The sequence below is a fragment of the Pseudomonas sp. FG35 genome (assembly GCF_057809295.1).
On record NZ_JBMDJR010000028.1, the window covers coordinates 1 to 18,820 of the forward strand.

Consider the following 18,820-nt stretch of genomic DNA (forward strand, 5'->3'; position numbering starts at 1 on the left):
CCGGCACCGTGACCGTTCCGGCGCCAGCCGATGACGTCTACAAAGACGCCGGCAAGGTCGAAGTGACCATCAAGGATGCAACTGGCGGCAACTTCGAGAACCTGGTGCCGAGCACTGTTCCAGCCGTGACCAACGTCACCGACACCATCGACACATCGACCGTGAAACTGAGCGCCGATACGTCGGTGGCTGAGGGCGGCACCGTCACTTACACCGCCACCGTTGGCGCTCCGGTGACTGGCTCGCCGGTCACCGTGACCCTGGCCAACGGTCAGACCATCACCATCGAAGTCGGCAAGACCACCGGCACCATCACCACCACCGCGCCGAACGATGCACTCAACGGTCATACGCCGCTGAGCAACTCGATCACTGGCGTGACCGGTGGTAACTACGAAAATCTCGTCGCCGACAAAACCCCGGTCAGCACCACGGTAACCGACACCGTCGACACCACCGACCTGACACTGACCGCGACCGACAGCGTGGCCGAAGGTGGCTCAATCACCTACACCGCGACCCTGACCAACGCCGCCGGCACTCCGGTGACCGTGACCTTGAGCAACGGCGCCGTCATCACCATCGAGGCCGGTAAAACCACCGGCACCGTGACCGTCGATGCGCCGAAAGACGACGTCTACAAAGACGCCGGCAAGGTCGAGGTGACCATCAAGGATGCAACTGGCGGCAACTTCGAGAATCTGGTGCCAAGCACCGTTCCGGCCGTGACCGAAGTCACCGACACCATCGACACCACTACGGTGAAGCTCACTGCGACCGAGTCGGCGGCGGAAGGTGGCACTGTCACTTATACCGCTACCGTCGGCGCTCCGGTGACGGGTTCGCCTGTGACCGTGACCCTGGCCAATGGTCAGTCGATCACCATCGAAGTCGGTAAAACCACCGGCACCATCACCACCACTGCGCCGAACGACGCGTTGAACGGTCACACTCCGCTGACCAACGCGATCACCGGTGTGAGCGGCGGTAACTACGAAAATTTGGTGGCCGACAAGACTCCGGTCAGCACCACCGTCACCGACACTGTCGACACCACCAACCTGACTCTGAGCGCTAGCGATTCTGTGGCCGAAGGCGGTTCGATCGTCTACACCGCCACCCTGACCAACCCTGCCGGCACCCCGGTGACCGTGACGTTGAGCAACGGTGCCGTCATCACCATCGAGGCCGGTAAAACCACCGGCACCGTGACCGTCGATGCGCCGAAAGACGACGTCTACAAAGATGCCGGCAAAGTCGAAGCGACCATTTCGACTGCCACCGGTGGCAACTTCGAGAATCTGGTGCCAAGCACTGTTCCGGCTGTCACTGAAGTCACCGACACCATCGATACCACCACGGTCAAACTGACCGCGACCGAGTCGGCAGTTGAAGGCGGAACCGTTAGCTACACCGCGACCGTTGGTGCCCCGGTAACCGGTTCGCCTGTGACCGTGACCTTGGCCAACGGTCAGTCGATTACCATCGAAGTCGGCAAGACCACCGGCACCGTCACCACCACCGCACCGAACGACGTGTTGAATGGTCATGCGCCGCTGACCAACGCGATCACCAACGTAACTGGCGGTAACTACGAGAATCTGGTCGCCGACAAGACCCCGGTTTCGACTACCGTCACCGACACCGTCGACACCACCAACCTGACTCTGAGCGCCACTGACTCGGTGGCCGAGGGCGGCTCGATCGTTTACACCGCGACCCTGACCAACCCGGCCGGCACCCCGGTGACCGTGACGCTGAGCAACGGCGCCGTCATCACCATCGAGGCCGGCAAAACCACCGGCACCGTGACCGTCGATGCACCGAAAGATGACGTCTACAAAGACGCCGGCAAAGTCGAAGTCACCATCAAGGATGCAACTGGCGGCAACTTCGAGAACCTGGTGCCAAGCACCGCTCCAGCCGTCACAGAAGTCACCGACACCATCGACACCTCGACCGTCAAACTGACCGCGACCGAATCAGCTGCTGAAGGCGGCACCGTCACCTACACCGCGACCGTTGGTGCCCCGGTAACCGGTTCGCCTGTGACCGTGACCCTGGCCAATGGTCAGTCGATCACCATCGAAGTCGGCAAGACCACCGGCACCGTGACCACCACCGCACCGAACGACGCGCTGAACGGTCACACCCCGCTGACCAATTCGATCACTGACGTGTCTGGCGGTAATTACGAAAACCTCGTGGCCGACAAGACGCCGGTCAGCACCACCGTGACCGACACCGTCGACACCACCAACCTGACCCTGAGCGCCACGCCGGAAGTCAACGAAGGTGGCCAGATCACCTACACCGCGACCCTGACCAACGCCGCCGGCACTCCGGTCACTGTGACCTTGAGCAACGGCGCCGTCATCACCATCGAGGCCGGTAAAACCACCGGCACCGTGACCGTCGATGCGCCGAAAGACGACGTCTACAAAGACGCCGGCAAAGTCGAGACGACCATTTCGACCACCACCGGTGGCAACTTCGAAAACCTGGTCACCAGCACCGCCCCGGCGGTCACCACCGTCAATGACACCATCGACACGTCCACCGTGTCGCTGACCGCCACCGCCAACGTCGCCGAAGGCGAAACCGTGGTCTACACCGCAACCGTGACCGCGCCAGTAACCGGCTCGCCGGTCGTCGTGACCCTGTCCAACGGCCAGACCATCACCATCGCCGTCGGCGAAACCACCGGCACCGTGAACTTCGTCGCGCCGAACAGCCCGCTGGCGGGCGGCAGCTCGCTGAGCGTGACCATCGACAAGGCCACCGGCGGCAACTACGAAAACCTGGCGGTCGACAGCAAACCGGCAAATACCTCGGTGTCGGACACTGTCGACACCACCAACCTGAACCTGACGGCCACCGATTCGGTGGCCGAGGGTGGTTCGATCACCTACACAGCGACCCTGACCAACCCGGCGGGTACGCCGGTGACCGTGACCCTGTCGAACGGTGCCGTCATCACCATCGAGGCCGGCAAAACCACTGGCACCGTGACCGTCGACGCGCCGAAAGACGACGTCTACAAAGACGCCGGCAAAGTCGAGGCAACCATTTCGACCGCCACTGGCGGTGGTTTCGAGAACCTGGTGCCGAGCACTGTTCCGGCCGTGACCAACGTCACCGACACCATCGACACCACCACGGTGAAACTGACCGCGACCGAGTCGGCGGCGGAAGGCGGCACCGTTACTTACACCGCTACCGTCGGTGCGCCTGTCACCGGTTCGCCTGTGACCGTGACCCTGGCCAATGGTCAGTCGATCACCATCGAGGTGGGCAAAACCACCGGCACTGTGACCACCACTGCGCCGAACGATGCGCTGAACGGTCACACCCCGCTGACCAATTCGATCACTGGTGTGTCTGGCGGTAATTACGAAAACCTCGTGGCCGACAAGACCCCGGTTTCGACTACCGTCACTGATACCGTCGACACCACCAACCTGACCCTGAGCGCCACTGGCTCTGTGGCCGAGGGCGGTTCGATCGTCTACACCGCGACCCTGACCAACCCGGCCGGCACGCCGGTCACCGTGACCCTGTCGAACGGTGCCGTCATCACTATCGAAGCCGGCAAAACCATCGGCACCGTGACCGTTCCAGCACCTGCCGATGACGTTTACAAGGACGCCGGCAAAGTCGAAGTCACCATCAAGGATGCAACCGGTGGCAACTTCGAGAACCTCGTTCCGAGCACCGTTCCAGCCGTAACAGAAGTCACCGACACCATCGACACGACGACCGTGAAGCTGACCGCTTCCGAAACGGCCGCTGAAGGTGGCACCGTCACTTACACCGCGACTGTTGGCGCACCGGTGACCGGTTCGCCTGTGACCGTGACCCTGGCCAACGGTCAGCAAATCACCATCGAGGTGGGTAAAACCACCGGCACCGTGACCACCACTGCACCGAACGATGTGCTGAACGACCATGCGCCACTGACCAACGCGATCACTGGCGTGAGCGGTGGCAACTACGAAAACCTCGTCGCCGACAAGACGCCGGTCAGCACCATCGTGACCGACACCGTCGACACCACCAATCTGTCGCTGACCGCGACGGGCACCGTGGCCGAAGGTGGCTCGATCACCTACACCGCCACCCTGACCAATCCTGCCGGCACTCCGCTGACCGTGACCCTGTCGAACGGCGCCGTGATCACCATCGAGGCCGGTAAAACCATCGGCACGGTGACCGTTCCAGCACCTGCCGATGACGTCTACAAGGACGCCGGAAAAGTCGAAGTCACCATCAAGGATGCAACCGGTGGCAATTTCGAGAACCTGGTGCCAAGCACCATTCCAGCCGTAACGGAAGTCACCGACACCGTCGACACGACGACCGTGAAGCTGACCGCTTCCGAAACGGCCGCTGAAGGTGGCACCGTCACTTACACCGCGACTGTTGGCGCACCGGTGACCGGTTCGCCTGTGACCGTGACCCTGGCCAACGGTCAGCAAATCACCATCGAGGTGGGTAAAACCACCGGCACCGTGACCACCACGGCACCGAACGATGTGCTGAACGACCATGCACCACTGACCAACGCGATTACCGACGTCAGCGGCGGCAACTACGAGAATCTGGTCGCCGACAAGACTCCGGTGTCGACCACCATCACCGACACCATCGACACCACCAATCTGTCGCTGACCGCGACCGGGACCGTGGCCGAAGGTGGTTCGATCGTCTACACCGCGACCCTGACCAACCCGGCGGGCACGCCGGTGACCGTGACCTTGTCCAACGGCTCGGTGATCACAATCGAGGCCGGCAAAACCACCGGCACCGTGACCGTTCCTGCGCCAGCCGACGACGTCTACAAGGACGCCGGCACCGTGGAGGCGACAATCAAATCCGCGACCGGTGGCAACTTCGAAAACCTGGTGACCAGCACTACGCCAGCCGTAACCAATGTCACCGACACCATCGACACCACCACGGTCAAACTGACCGCGACCGAGTCGGCGGCTGAAGGCGGCACTGTCACTTACACCGCCACCGTGGGCGCGCCTGTGACCGGCTCGCCAGTCACCGTGACACTGTCCAACGGTCAGTCGATCACCATCGAAGTCGGCAAGACCACTGGCACTGTCACTACCACCGCACCGAACGATGCGCTGACCGGCCACGCGCCGTTGACCAACGCGATCACCGGCGTGACGGGCGGCAACTACGAAAATCTCGTGGCTGACAAAACGCCGGTCTCGACCACCGTCACCGACACGGTCGACACCACCAACCTAACCCTCAGCGCCACCAATTCGGTTGCCGAGGGCGGTTCGATCATCTACACCGCGACCCTGACCAACGCCGCTGGCTCGCCAGTGACCGTGACCCTGTCGAACGGCGCCGTGATCACCATCGAGGCCGGCAAAACCACTGGCACCGTGACCGTTCCTGCGCCAGCCGATGACGTCTACAAGGACGCCGGCAACGTGCAGGCCACGATCACCAATGCCACCGGTGGCAACTTCGAAAATCTGGTCCCGAGCACTGTTCCTGCCGTGACCCAGGTCACCGATACCATCGACACCACCACGGTGAAACTTACCGCCACCGAGTCGGCGGCTGAAGGCGGCACTGTCACTTACACTGCCACCGTGGGCGCTCCTGTGACTGGCTCGCCAGTGACCGTGAACCTGTCGAACGGCCAGAGCATCACCATCGAAGTGGGTAAAACCACCGGCACCGTGACGACCACCGCGCCTAATGACGTGTTGAATGGTCATGCACCACTGACCAACGCGATCACAGGCGTGACGGGCGGCAACTACGAAAATCTGGTGGCCGACAAGACGCCGGTCAGCACGACCGTGACCGACACCGTCGACACCACCAACCTGTCGCTGAGCGCGACTGGCACCGTGGCTGAAGGTGGCTCGATCACCTACACCGCGACCCTGACCAACGCTGCGGGCACCCCGGTGACCGTGACCTTGAGCAATGGCGCCGTGATCATCATCGAGGCCGGTAAAACCACCGGCACCGTGACCGTTGCCGCGCCAGCCGATGACGTCTACAAAGACGCAGGCAATGTGCAGGCCACGATCACCAACGCGACTGGCGGCAACTTCGAAAACCTGGTGACCAGCACCACGCCAGCGGTGACCAGCGTCACCGATACCATCGACACCACCACGGTGAAGCTGACCGCAACCGCGACAGCGGCCGAGGGCGGCACCGTCACCTACACCGCGACCGTGGGTGCACCGGTGACCGGTTCGCCTGTGACCGTGAACCTGTCGAACGGCCAGTCGATCACCATCGAAGTCGGCAAAACCACCGGCACCGTGACCACCACCGCGCCGAACGACGTGTTGACCGGTCATGCACCGCTGACCAACGCCATCACCGGCGTAAGCGGCGGCAACTACGAAAATCTGGTGGCTGATAAAACCCCGGTTTCGACCACTGTCACCGATACCGTCGACACCACCAACCTGTCGCTCAGCGCGACCGGTACCGTGGCCGAAGGCGGCTCGATCACCTACACCGCGACCCTGACCAACGCCGCTGGCTCGCCAGTGACCGTGACCTTGTCCAACGGCGCCGTGATCACCATCGAAGCCGGCAAAACCACCGGCACCGTGACCGTTCCTGCGCCAGCCGATGACGTCTACAAGGATGCCGGCAACGTACAGGCCACGATCACCAACGCCACCGGTGGCAACTTCGAGAACCTGGTCACCAGCACCACGCCAGCGGTAACCAGCGTCACCGACACCATCGACACCACTACCGTGAAGCTGACCGCAACTGCGACGGCGGCCGAGGGTGGCAACGTTGTCTACACCGCCACTGTTGGCGCTCCGGTGACTGGCTCGCCAGTGACGGTAACCCTGTCGAATGGTCAATCGATCACCATCGAAGTCGGCAAGACCAGCGGCACCGTGACCACCACCGCGCCTAACGACGTGTTGAATGGTCATGCACCACTGACCAACGCGATCACCGGCGTGAGCGGCGGTAACTACGAGAATCTGGTGGCCGACAAGACCCCGGTCAGCACCACCGTGACCGACACGGTCGACACTACCAACCTGTCCCTGAGCGCCACCAACTCGGTCGCCGAGGGTGGTTCGATCACTTACACCGCAACCCTGACCAATGCTGCGGGCACTCCGGTGACCGTGACCTTGAGCAACGGCGCCGTGATCACCATCGAAGCGGGCAAAACCACCGGCACCGTAACCGTTCCTGCGCCAGCCGATGACGTCTACAAAGACGCCGGCAATGTGCAAGCCACGATCACCAACGCCACGGGCGGCAACTTCGAAAACCTGGTGACCAGCACCACGCCAGCAGTGACCAGCGTTACTGACACCATCGACACCACCACCGTGAAGCTGACCGCAACCGCAACAGCGGCCGAGGGCGGCACCGTCACCTACACCGCCACCGTGGGCGCACCGGTGACTGGCTCTCCGGTAATCGTGAATCTGGCCAACGGTCAGTCGATCACCATCGAAGTGGGTAAAACCACCGGCACCGTGACCACCATCGCGCCGAACGATGCGTTGACCGGCCAGGCACCGCTGACCAACTCGATCACCAACGTTTCTGGCGGCAACTACGAAAACCTCGTGGCCGACAAGACGCCGGTCTCGACCACCGTCACCGACACCGTCGACACCACCAACCTGTCCCTCAGCGCGACCGGCACCGTGGCCGAGGGTGGCTCGATCACCTACACCGCGACCCTGACCAACGCTGCTGGCTCGCCAGTCACCGTGACCTTGTCGAACGGTGCAGTCATCACTATCGAAGCCGGTAAAACCACTGGCACCGTGACCGTTCCTGCACCAGCCGATGACGTCTACAAAGACGCCAGCAACGTGCAGGCCACGATCAAATCCGCCACCGGTGGCAACTTCGAAAACCTGGTGACCAGCACCACGCCAGCCGTAACCAGCGTTACCGACACCATCGACACCACCACCGTGAAGCTGACCGCAACCACGACCGCGGCCGAAGGTGGCACCGTCACCTACACCGCTACCGTGGGTGCGCCGGTGACGGGCTCGCCAGTAACCGTGAATCTGGCCAACGGTCAGTCGATCACCATCGAAGTCGGCAAGACCACCGGCACCGTGACCACCACCGCGCCGAACGACGCGTTGACCGGCCACACACCGCTGACCAACTCGATCACCAACGTGACTGGCGGCAACTATGAAAACCTCGTGGCCGACAAGACGCCGGTCAGCACCACCGTCACCGACACCATCGACACCACCAACCTGTCCCTCAGCGCGACCGGCACAGTGGCCGAGGGTGGCTCGATCACCTACACCGCGACCCTGACCAACGCCGCTGGCTCGCCAGTGACCGTAACCTTGTCGAACGGCGCCGTGATCACCATCGACGCCGGTAAAACCACCGGCACCGTGACCGTTCCTGCGCCAGCTGACGACGTCTACAAGGACGCCGGCAACGTACAGGCCACGATCACCAATGCCACGGGCGGCAATTTCGAAAACCTGGTCACCAGCACCACGCCAGCCGTGACCAGCGTCACCGACACCATCGACACCACCACTGTCAGCATCACCGGCAGCACCTCGGTAACCGAAGGCCAGACCGCCAGCTACACCGTCAGCCTGACCCATCCGGCGCAGACCGAAGTGACCCTGAAAATCGTCTACAGCGGCACCGCCGCCGACGGTTCGGACTTCACCGGCGTGTACACCGTGAAGATCCCGGCGGGTGCCAGCAGTGCGCAGTTCAACGTCGCCACCATCGATGACAAGATCACCGAAGGCACCGAGAACTTCGTGGTCAAGATCGACTCGGCCACCGGTGGCAACTTCGAAAACCTGGCGGTCAGCAGCACCAATGGCAGCGTCAGCACCTCGATCATCGACAACGATGCGCCACCGGTCATCGACCTCGACGCCAACAACTCCAGCGGTGCAACGGGTGCCGACTACAAGGTGACCTTCACCGAGGGCACAACAGGTCCAGGCGTGTCGATTGCCGACACCGACATCAAGATCACCGACCCGGACAGCACCATGCTGTCCGGCGCCACCATCGTGCTGACCAACCGTCAGGACGGCGATGCGCTGAACCTGGGCAACAGCGTCAACGGCATCACCATCAATGCCAACAGCACCAACGGCACCGTCACCCTGACCCTGTCGGGCAACGCGACGCTGGCCGACTACATGCAGGCGATCAAGAACATCAGCTTCACCAACAGCAGTGAAGACCCGAGCACCGTGCCACGGATCATCACCGTGACCGTGACCGATGGCGGCAACTACTCCAATACCGCGACCACCACGGTCAACGTGGTGGCGGTCAACGACGCGCCGGTCGCTGCACCGGTCAACGTCACCGGCACCGAAGACACCCCGCTGATCCTCGGCTGGTCGACCTTCGGCGTCAGCGACGTCGACAGCCCGGCCAGCAGCCTGGGCGTAAAAATCACTCAACTGCCGGGCGAAGGCAAACTGCAATACCTGGACGGTTCGACCTGGAAAGATGTCGCCAACAACCAGACTTTCAGCAAGGCCGACATCGACGCCGGCAAGCTGCGCTTCGTGCCGGATGCCAACGAGTCGGGTGTGAACGGTTACGGTGGCACTGCCGTTGGTAACAATCAGGCCGACTACGCGCAGATCAAATTCCAGCCAACCGACGGCCAGTTGCTGGGCAATACCGGCACCATCAAGATCGATATCACGCCGGTGGCGGATGCACCGACCCTGTCGGTCGCCGACAACAGCGTGAAGTCCACCGGGCTGATCAAGGAAGTCTGGACCGGTCTGTCGGGCCTGGGCACTGACGGCAGCGGCGCCAACTCGACCACCCTGAAAAACGTGATCGACGGTGCCGGCAAGCCGAACACCAGCGGTACCGTGAACAACGTGCAGTCCGACGGCAGCGTAACCGCCGGCACTGCGTCGAAAACCTCGGGCCTGATTTATCTGGAAGCCGGCAAGACCTACACCTTCAGCGGCACCGGTGATGACAGCCTGCTGGTGACCATCGGCGGCAAGAGCGTGGCGTCCACGACGTGGGGCGCGGGCGGCAACCTCAACGGTTCGTTCACCCCGACCACCAGCGGCTACTACACCCTGGACATCTACCACCACAACCAGAGCGGCCCGGGCAGCTACGACGTCAACCTGTCGGTCAACGGCAGCACGCCGATCGACCTGAGCAGTGCCGGTGTGCCGATCTACACCGGCGTGCAGGATCTGGTGAATGCCGGCGTGACCGTCTCCGATCTGCACGGCAGCAACGGCGAAGGCTATTACGACGGCTACAAGCTCAACACCGGCGCCGAAGGCACCACGGTGAAACTGTCGTCGATCAGCACCGCGCTAACCGACACCGACGGCTCGGAAACCCTGAGCATCAAGATCAGCGGTGCGCCGGTCGGCTCGGTGCTCAGCGACGGCGCAGGCCACAGCTTCACCGTGACCGCCACCAGCGGCGACGCCAACGTCACCGGCTGGAACCTCGGCACCCTGACCGTGACCCCGCCGACCTACTACAACGGCCAGTTCAACCTGACCGTGACCTCGACCTCCACCGAGCAGGTAGGCGGCTCGGCCAGCACCACAGCGACCATCCCGGTCACCGTGGTGCCGGCGGTCTACAACTCGATTGTCGCCACCTCGGCCGATGACACCGTCACCGGCACCGACGGCAACGACATCATGGTCGCCGACATCGGCGGCCTGACCGTGGTGCCGGGCACCAACTACAACATCGCGTTCATGGTCGACAGCTCGGGCAGCATGAGCGCCTCGTCGATCAACGCCGCCAAGGACTCGCTGACGTCGGTGTTCAACACCCTCAAGCAGAGCCTGGGCGGCAGCAACTCGGGGACGGTGAACATCTTCCTGGTGGACTTCGATACCCAGGTCAACAAGTCCGTATCGGTGAACCTCAACGACCCGAACGCACTGACCTTGCTCAAGGCCGTGCTGGACTCGATGGCGTCCGGCGGCGGCACCAACTACGAGGACGTGTTCAAGGCCACCGCGAACTTCTTCCAGAGCGCTGAAGCGGTGGCCAACACCGGGGCGAAGAACCTCACGTACTTCATCACCGACGGCCAGCCGACCTATTACCAGAGCAACGAGCAGACCAACCCGACGCTGTACGGCAACGTGAAGCTCGACGACGTGGTGAAAACCAGCAACTACAAGCTGGGCAGCAGCTTCGCCACCTACATCGACAGCACTCACTACCTGAGCATCAGCACCTCCGGTGAAGTGGTGCTGCAGACGCTCAAGAACAACAACTGGAGCTGGAACAGCCTGGGCACCATCCACGCCCAGGGCGACGGCACCTACGAGATCTCAAGCCTGGCGGGCAGCGGCAACAGCACCTCGTCGAACACCACCGACAACTCCGCCGCCGGCTTCGCACTGCTGAGCGGTCTGTCGAACGTCGAAGCGATCGGCCTGAACAACGGCGTCAGCCTCAACGACCTGAAACCGTACGATTCGGACAAGACGCCACAGACCAACATCGATCCGAAGGACCTGGCCAACTCGATCATCGGTCACACCGAAGCGACGATGCCGGGCAACGACACCGTCAGCGGTGGCGACGGCAACGACATCCTGTTCGGCGACCTGGTGAGCTTCAACGGCATTGCCGGCGAGGGTTATCAGGCGATGCAGGCGTTCGTGGCCAAGGAAACCGGGGTCGACGTCAGCAAAGTCACCACCAGCAACGTGCACCAGTACATCACCGAGCACTATCAGGCGTTCGATGTGTCCGGTGCCCACGACGGCAACGACACGCTGCTGGGCGGCGCGGGCAATGACATCCTGTTCGGCTCGGGCGGCAACGACCTGCTCGACGGCGGCAAGGGCAATGACATCCTGCTCGGCGGCACCGGCAACGACACGCTGATCGGCGGTCAGGGCAACGACATCCTGATCGGTGGTTCCGGTGCGGACACCTTCGTCTGGAAGGCGGGCGACACCGGCAACGACGTGATCAAGGACTTCAAGGCCAGCGAAGGCGACCGCATCGACCTGCGCGACCTGTTGCAGGGCGAGACCGGCAGCACCATCGACAACTTCCTGAAGATCACCACGGTCGACGGCGTGTCGTCGCTGCAAGTCAGCTCGGGCGGCAAGTTCAACTCAGGCGATGCGGCAGCCGCGACACCGGACGTGACGATCAAACTGGAAGGCAACAACTGGTCGAGTGCCAACATTCATAACCTGATTGCCGGCAGCGATCCGACCATCAAGGTCGACCACAACAACAGCTGATGCGTGAACAACGACCGCCCCACCGGGGCGGTCGTCACGTTTGCGGCACTTGAACCGGTGACGATTGCGTCGGCGCACCGCATACTCGTGCGCAGTTGGCTATGCTGCTGACAGCATGACGCTGGTCCATTTCCGAGGGATGCTCAATGTTTTACGTGCAACGCGATGCGCAGGGTCAGTTGATTCGCGTGGAAGCTGCGGCCTACGCCGAGGCCACGGAAACGCTGCCGGCCGACCACCACGAAATCCAGGCCTGGTACGCCAACGAAGCCGTGGAGAACAGCCTCAAACAGCTCAAGCAGAGCGACCTGGAAATGATCCGGGTACTCGATGACCTGATTCAGGTGCTGACCAGCAAAGGCGTGATCCGCGTCACCGACCTGCCGCCGGCGGCCCAGGCCAAGCTGATGGACCGGACCCAGGCGCGGGAAGCGCTGGGCGGGTTGAGCCAGTTGATCGATGAGGATGAGGGCGGGTTGATCTGATCCGTTGGATCTTTCCCACGCGGAGCGTGGGAAAGATCAGTCAGCCCCAGGGTTTTGGCTCACCGAACAGCTGCCCCTGAACCCCATACAACCCCATCTCGCGAATCACCGACAATTCCCCTTCCGTCTCGACCCGTTCGGCAATCAACGGCAGATCGATGCTGTGCGCCGCACGCTGGATCGCTTCGATGAACAGCCGCTTGTCGCTTTCCTGATCGATCGCCCGGATGTAGCTGCCATCGATCTTCAGGTACGCCAGCCCCAGCCGCGCCAGGTTGCCGATCATGCTGAAGCGTCCGCCGAAGCGCTGCAGGCTCAGGGAGAAACCGAGCTCGCGCAGGCGCCGGGTCAGCTGTTCCAGCACCGCTTGCTCCGGCAATTGTTCCTCGCCGATTTCCAGGGTCAGGCGTGCTCCGAGGTTGGAATGCGCCCGCAGAATCTCGAACACTTTGTTCAACGCCTGCGGATCGGCCAGGGTCGCCGAGGACAGGTTCAGCGCCAAAGATTCTTCATGTCCGGCCATCTGCTCCAGCACCCGCTCGAGCATCAACCGGTCCAGTCGCGCGGTCCAGCCGAAGCGCTCCAGCCAGGGCAGGAAGCGCCCGGCGGGAATGGTCTGACCCTGCTCGTCGAGCAAGCGCGACAGCACCTTGTAATGCAGCACCAGTTGCGTGTCCTGCGCCGCCACCACCGGCTGGAAGAACAGCTCGAAACGCCGCTGATTCAACGCCTGATCGAGCAGGCGATGCCAGGCGTGGTGATCGTCACCGACGTCTGCCACCAGGCTCTGATCGAGGCACGCCCAGTTCTGCTCGCCCTGCCCTTCGGCCTGGGCCAGCGCCTGATCGCCGAGGCTGAGGACCGCTTGCGGCGAATCGCCGTGAGCGAACGGTGCCAGGCCGATAGAAGCCACGGCGGCCACGTCGGTGGCACCCGTCGCGTACAGGCTGCTCAGGGCACTGTCGAGACTCTGCGCCAGTTGCAGCGCCTCTTCGCGGGTCATCCCCGGCGCCAGCACGGCGAATTCACCACCGCGAATCCGGGTGACGAGGTTCTGGGTTTCCGGATATTTGGCGCACTCGCGGGACAGTTGCTCGCCGACCGCTTTCAACAATTCATCGGTGCGCTGACCGCCAAGGCGCTGGTTCAGCCCGGCCAGATCCTTGACCCGCAACAGCAGCAGATAACCGGAACTGGCCTGCTCCGGGTTGCTCACCCGCGCATTCAGCTGCATCTCGAAATAACGCCGGTTGGCCAACCCGGTGAGGTTGTCCTGGTAGGACTCGGTACGCAGTTTTTCACTGCGCTCGGCCTGCTCCTGGAACAGTGCCTTGAGCTTCTCGACCATCTGGTTCATCGCCAGCACTACGCGGCGCAATTCAGGCGTGCGCGGCAGGTCCGGCAGACTCAGGAACTCACGACGAGCGATGGCGTGGGATTGCTTGACCATGTAATCGAGCGGCTTCAATTGCCGACGCAACAACAACGCGCCCAGCACCGCACTCACCGCGCCGCAGACCAGCAACCAGCCCAGGCTGCCCAGTGCGCTCTGCCAGAGCTTGGCCAGGGCGAACATCGGGTGGCTGACTACCTCGACCCGTGCCGCCTGCTCCCAGCCACGGCTGACCAGCGCATCGCCACCGGCCGGCTCCAGGCCGATCAGTTTGACGAACCAGTCGGGCACGTTGGTGACCGCCGGAATGCCGTTGCGCTCGACGATGGTCTGGTCGGTCTTCAGATCGACCACGCGGATGCTCGAGTAATAACCGCTGTCGAAGATCGAACTGACCAGCAGCTCGACCATCGCCGGGTCATCGATGTTCGGCGTCAACGACAGCGCCAGCGCCGTGGCCGCATCCTGGGCGTGGGAGCGCAACTGGTTGACGTACTGGGTACGCGAGCTCTCCAGACTGACCATGAAGCTGCCGGCGAAGGCGACCACCAGGAACAGACAGATAGCGATCAACAGCTGTTTGAACAAAGACATCTGAGCGCGTGCTCCTAGTTAGTCGTCTCGACCGGAAATCCTTCGGCCTGCATTTTCTTCAACACATCCTGCCAGCGTGACAGGCGTTTGGTGTCACCGACCTTCTTGTTGCCCTTCGCTCCCGGCAGGTACAAACCTTCGGCATTGAAAGAGTAGACCGGCAGCAAATCGGTTCGCTCGGCGGCCGGCTTGATCGGGTCGATCAGGCTGTCGAGCACCAGCGGCATGGCGTCAGGGCTGGAATAGTAAGTCAGGACCATGTGCGCGCGGTTCTGGCGCAGGGCCTTTACGTAGGTGATGCGCAACTTGTCACTGGCCACACCGAGGTGGCGCAGGCTGAAATACTTGGCGATCGCGTAGTCTTCGCAGTCGCCGGCGCCTTTCCACAAGGCTTCGATGGGGGTTTCCCAATAATCGACCTCGTGCCACAGATCGATGTCTTCGACGTAGCGCATCTGTTTGTTGAAAAACAGGTTCACCACTTTGAGCTTTTCCATCTCGCTGACCTGCTTCTGTGTGGCCAGCAGATTCTGCCAGGCATCGATCCGCTGTTGCCCGGCACCCAACGGCCCGTACAGTGCCGTGGCCTTGCGGCTGATCGCGGAAAAATCCCAATCGGCATGCAGGCCGCCCAGCATGATGCCGGCCAGCAGCAGCGCGCAGGCAAGCCAGCGCGCAATCCGTGGGATTGCGAAACGTACCGCCAATGCAAGGCATCCAGGGCAGAGAAGAAAGCGCTTGATGGTGAAGGTTAGCCCAGCAAAAAACAATGGCACCCTGAGATCATCGCTGGCGCGCTAAACTTCAGATGTGACAGGGTTCTTCTACACGGTTTGACAACCTGTAGAGCAATCACTAGTGTCCTTTGGATCCAAATATCGCAGTCATAGGGTGTGCAGTTGTGACCCAGAAGCCCAAGCCACTCCACAGCATCAAAGTCGACGGCCCGATTCCCGCGCATCTGGCACGCTCGGTCATCGAAGAAACCCTGCGCGCCGCGATTCTCGACGGGCGCCTGCCCTGCGGCACCGCCGTGCGCCAGCAGGATCTGGCCGATCTGTTCGGCGTCAGCCGCATGCCGGTACGCGAAGCCTTGCGTCAACTCGAAGCCCAGGGCCTGCTCAACGTGATTGCCCACAAAGGCGCGGTGGTGGCGCCGCTGATCCAGGGCGATGCAACGGAAACCTACGAGCTGCGCATCCTGCTGGAGTCCGAAGCGCTGCGCCAGTCGATCCCGCTGCTGTCCCCGGCCGATCACGAACGCGCGGCCGGCTACATCGAAGAACTGGAAATCGAACACGACTACACCGAAATCGGTCGGCTCAACCGTCTGTTTCACATGGCACTCTACAGCAAGGCGCCCAATGGCCGGCTGTTGCGGCTGGTGGAAGACGGCTTGAATGAGGAAGAACGCTTCCTGCGCTTCAACCTCGAGGCCATGGGCCTGGGCAAGCTCTCCCAGGACGATCACCGCGCGTTGTTGCAGGCCGTGAAAGAGCGTGACACACCGCACGCCGTGACACTGCTGGAGCAGCACCTCAATCGCGGTGTCGAGGTGATCACCCGTTACCTGGCCAGCTCCGCCGGCCAAAGCCGCAAAGCGGCGCGCTGAATCCTCCCTCCCGGGTGAGCCTCCACTCACCCGGCGAATAACCCGCTTACAAATCCCCCCACCGGTCACGGTCATTTGCCGTGGCACATCGATGCCTGCGCTCTAACCTCCCCCCTGCTTTGAACAGCCCGGAATTTGCACCGCAAGGAAGTCATTTTCGACGATAGCCGCGGCGCCGATTTACGCGCACCCTTGGATCGCCAACCCAATATAGAACGGGGACGCGCCGCCCCGGCAGCAGTCCCCGCACCAGGAACCTACGGAAGGAGCCTTGTCACGGGAACAGGAAGAAACGGCGCCATCACAGCCCGACTTCATCCCCTCATATTCATTCAAATACTCAATTGGAAAGTTGCTTCGAGTGAGGCATTCACTCTTGTCGTTCAATTTTGGCCATTAACCGCCGAAAGGAGTAACTACGCCCAAATAAAACTTAACTTATAAGTTTTATCAGGCCCACTCATACTTCAAAAACCACCAACTAAAAATAATTAAAAATAAACTTGTTAAGTTGTTTTGCGATGTATTAGTTTTTCTTCGCCGAGTTTGGATCCGAAATGACAAACCCGGCACAACCTTGCAGTACGGCCTCGATTGCTACGGCTTGACCGTCCGCTGCTGTATCGGGCCCTTCAGACATTGCCTGTTTTCATCGAAACCGAATGAGGCTGTCGTTCGCCTGGAGAAACTTGTTCAACGTTATTAGCAATTGATTGAGCAATCCCTATTCCCTATTAGCCAGAGTCTCGCAACCATGCCAACCAAAGAGCAACTTACACTAAAGAAAGCCGAACTCAGCGTTCATCCGATCTTTTCCGAAATCGATTCTTTGGCGACATTGCGCCGGTTCATGGAATCCCATGTATTTGCCGTCTGGGACTTCATGTCACTGACCAAGCGCCTGCAGCAGGAACTGACTTGCACTCGCCTGCCGTGGTTGCCGCCACGGGATCCGCGCGCGGCACGACTGATCAATGAAATCGTGCTCGGCGAAGAATCGGACGATCGGCTGTCACACGGGCATTACAGTCACTTCGAACTGTACCTCGATGCGATGCGCGAAGTCGGTGCGGACACGACAGCGGTGGAGCGCTTCGTGACACTGCAACAGGAAGGCGTGAGTTACGACGTCGCCCTGCAAAGCGTCGAGGTTGATCCAGCGGCGGCGCGATTCGTCCGTGACACCTTGCACACCGCACTGAATGCACCCGGTCACAGCGTTGCCGCCGCATTCCTGCACGGTCGCGAGAGCGTGATCCCGACCATGTTCCAGCGCATGCTCGATGCCTGGGGCATTGGCGTCGAGCAGGCGCCGACCTTCCGTTACTACCTGGAGCGACACATCGAGGTCGACTCCGAAGACCACGGCCCGGCCGCCGAGCAACTGCTGGATCGACTGGTGGACGGCGATCCGCAGCGCGAAGCCGAGGTCTACGCCAGCGCCATCGCCGCCGTGGAAAGCCGCATCGCCCTGTGGGACGGTCTGCGCCTGAGCATGCGCGAACCGCTGGCGGAGGTGGCCCAATGAACGCCGCCGACTACCAGTCTTTCGCCGACGCCTGGGAAAGCCGCGCGACCATTCGCACCAGACCACGCCGCGTGCTGGAGGGCGACGCGCGGCTGATCTATCCGCTCAGCCGCCAGCCGTTGGTGCTCAGCGAAACCTTCCTGCGCGAATGCCCGGAACAGCGTGATTTCGCCTTGGTGCAGACGCTGTACAAATTCATCAACGACGTGGTGATTTTCGAAACCGAGATCGTCGACAAAACCGCGCGCAGCATCGCCAAGAACCGCTTCGCCGTGGCCTTCCCGTTCGCCTGTCGCTACGACGCCATGACCGTGGTGGTGGACGAGGATTACCACGCGTTGGTAGCGATGGATTTCATGCAGCAGACCGTGGCCATGACCGGCGTCGAGCCGATCGAGCTGCCGAATGAAATCGAACTGAGCCGGGCGATTCCGGCTGCCGTCGAACTGGCCCCGGAGCACCTGCGCAGCGCCGTGGAACTGATCTGCGTCGCCATCGCCGAGAACACCGTGACCGGCGATGTCGCAGCGTTCGCCCGGGACGACACGGTCAAGCCGTCGATCAAGGGCCTGATGGCCGACCACTTGCTCGACGAGGGCCGGCACTCGAATTTCTGGGCGCGGATGGTGCGTATCTACTGGCATACCGCGAGCGATGCGGATCGCGAATGCATCGCGCAGATCCTGCCGGTGTTCATCGGCCATTACCTGACCAACGACATCCAGAAGTCCTTCGACCTGCGCCTGATCGATGCCTTGCCGGTCAACGATGCAACGCGTCGAGCGCTGAAGGACGAGATGGCCGGACTGGCCTTCCCGATCAATCGTCATCACCCGCTGGTGGGCAACATCGTGCGCTTTTTCCACAACAGCTCACTGCTCGACACTCCGTGCGTGCAGCACGCCCTGCGCGACTACCTGGTTTGACAAGGAGGCTGAC

7 protein-coding genes are annotated in these 18,820 nt (G+C 62.0%); 5 read left to right on the forward strand and 2 right to left on the reverse strand.

Translation table 11 applies throughout. The features are described 5' to 3' along the window. Both ACODTD_RS28425 and ACODTD_RS28430 read left to right on the forward strand, forming a co-directional pair. A partial coding sequence (locus tag ACODTD_RS28425; RefSeq protein WP_489105428.1) for an immunoglobulin-like domain-containing protein occupies positions 1-12,269 on the forward strand: 12,269 nt, incomplete at its 5' end. Positions 12,270-12,415: 146 nt separating this feature from the next. After that, positions 12,416-12,754 (forward strand): hypothetical protein, encoded by a 339-nt coding sequence (locus tag ACODTD_RS28430; RefSeq protein WP_007960236.1) that lies wholly within the window; start codon positions 12,416-12,418, stop codon positions 12,752-12,754. A 40-nt stretch (positions 12,755-12,794) separates the two neighbouring features. Here the strand turns inward: ACODTD_RS28430 and lapD are convergent, their stop codons facing one another. Together lapD and lapG are read right to left on the reverse strand one after the other, a co-directional pair. Further along, the gene (gene lapD / locus ACODTD_RS28435; protein ID WP_489105429.1) at positions 12,795-14,741 is read right to left on the reverse strand and encodes a cyclic di-GMP receptor LapD; all 1,947 of its coding nucleotides are present in this window, start codon (positions 14,739-14,741) and stop codon (positions 12,795-12,797) included. A 14-nt stretch (positions 14,742-14,755) separates the two neighbouring features. Continuing rightward, positions 14,756-15,448 (reverse strand): cysteine protease LapG, encoded by a 693-nt coding sequence (lapG, locus tag ACODTD_RS28440; protein WP_007960234.1) that lies wholly within the window; start codon positions 15,446-15,448, stop codon positions 14,756-14,758. 194 nt (positions 15,449-15,642) lie between these two features. Here lapG and ACODTD_RS28445 point away from each other — a divergent pair, with 194 nt between their 5' ends. The 3 genes from ACODTD_RS28445 to ACODTD_RS28455 all read left to right on the forward strand — a co-directional run bounded on the left by ACODTD_RS28445 (position 15,643) and on the right by ACODTD_RS28455 (position 18,807). After that, entirely contained in the window at positions 15,643-16,353 is a 711-nt protein-coding gene (locus tag ACODTD_RS28445) for a GntR family transcriptional regulator (RefSeq protein ID WP_011331845.1), read from the forward strand. Between the two features lie 754 nt (positions 16,354-17,107). Further along, positions 17,108-17,881: a DUF3050 domain-containing protein gene (locus ACODTD_RS28450; RefSeq protein WP_011331844.1), complete on the forward strand. Its 774-nt coding sequence runs from the start codon at positions 17,108-17,110 to the stop codon at positions 17,879-17,881. Further along, on the forward strand, positions 17,878-18,807 hold the full coding sequence (locus ACODTD_RS28455; protein WP_011331843.1) for a diiron oxygenase: 930 nt from the start codon (positions 17,878-17,880) through the stop codon (positions 18,805-18,807). Before ACODTD_RS28450 ends, ACODTD_RS28455 begins: the two co-directional genes overlap by 4 nt. Positions 18,808-18,820 lie beyond the last annotated feature (13 nt).

Bases quoted from the DNA above. Each gene is read 5' to 3' on its own strand.
- ACODTD_RS28430 (WP_007960236.1), top strand. From the start codon at position 12,416: ATGTTTTACGTGCAACGCGATGCGCAGGGTCAGTTGATTCGCGTGGAA.
- lapD (WP_489105429.1), bottom strand. From the start codon at position 14,741: ATGTCTTTGTTCAAACAGCTGTTGATCGCTATCTGTCTGTTCCTGGTG.
- ACODTD_RS28450 (WP_011331844.1), top strand. From the start codon at position 17,108: ATGCCAACCAAAGAGCAACTTACACTAAAGAAAGCCGAACTCAGCGTT.
- ACODTD_RS28455 (WP_011331843.1), top strand. From the start codon at position 17,878: ATGAACGCCGCCGACTACCAGTCTTTCGCCGACGCCTGGGAAAGCCGC.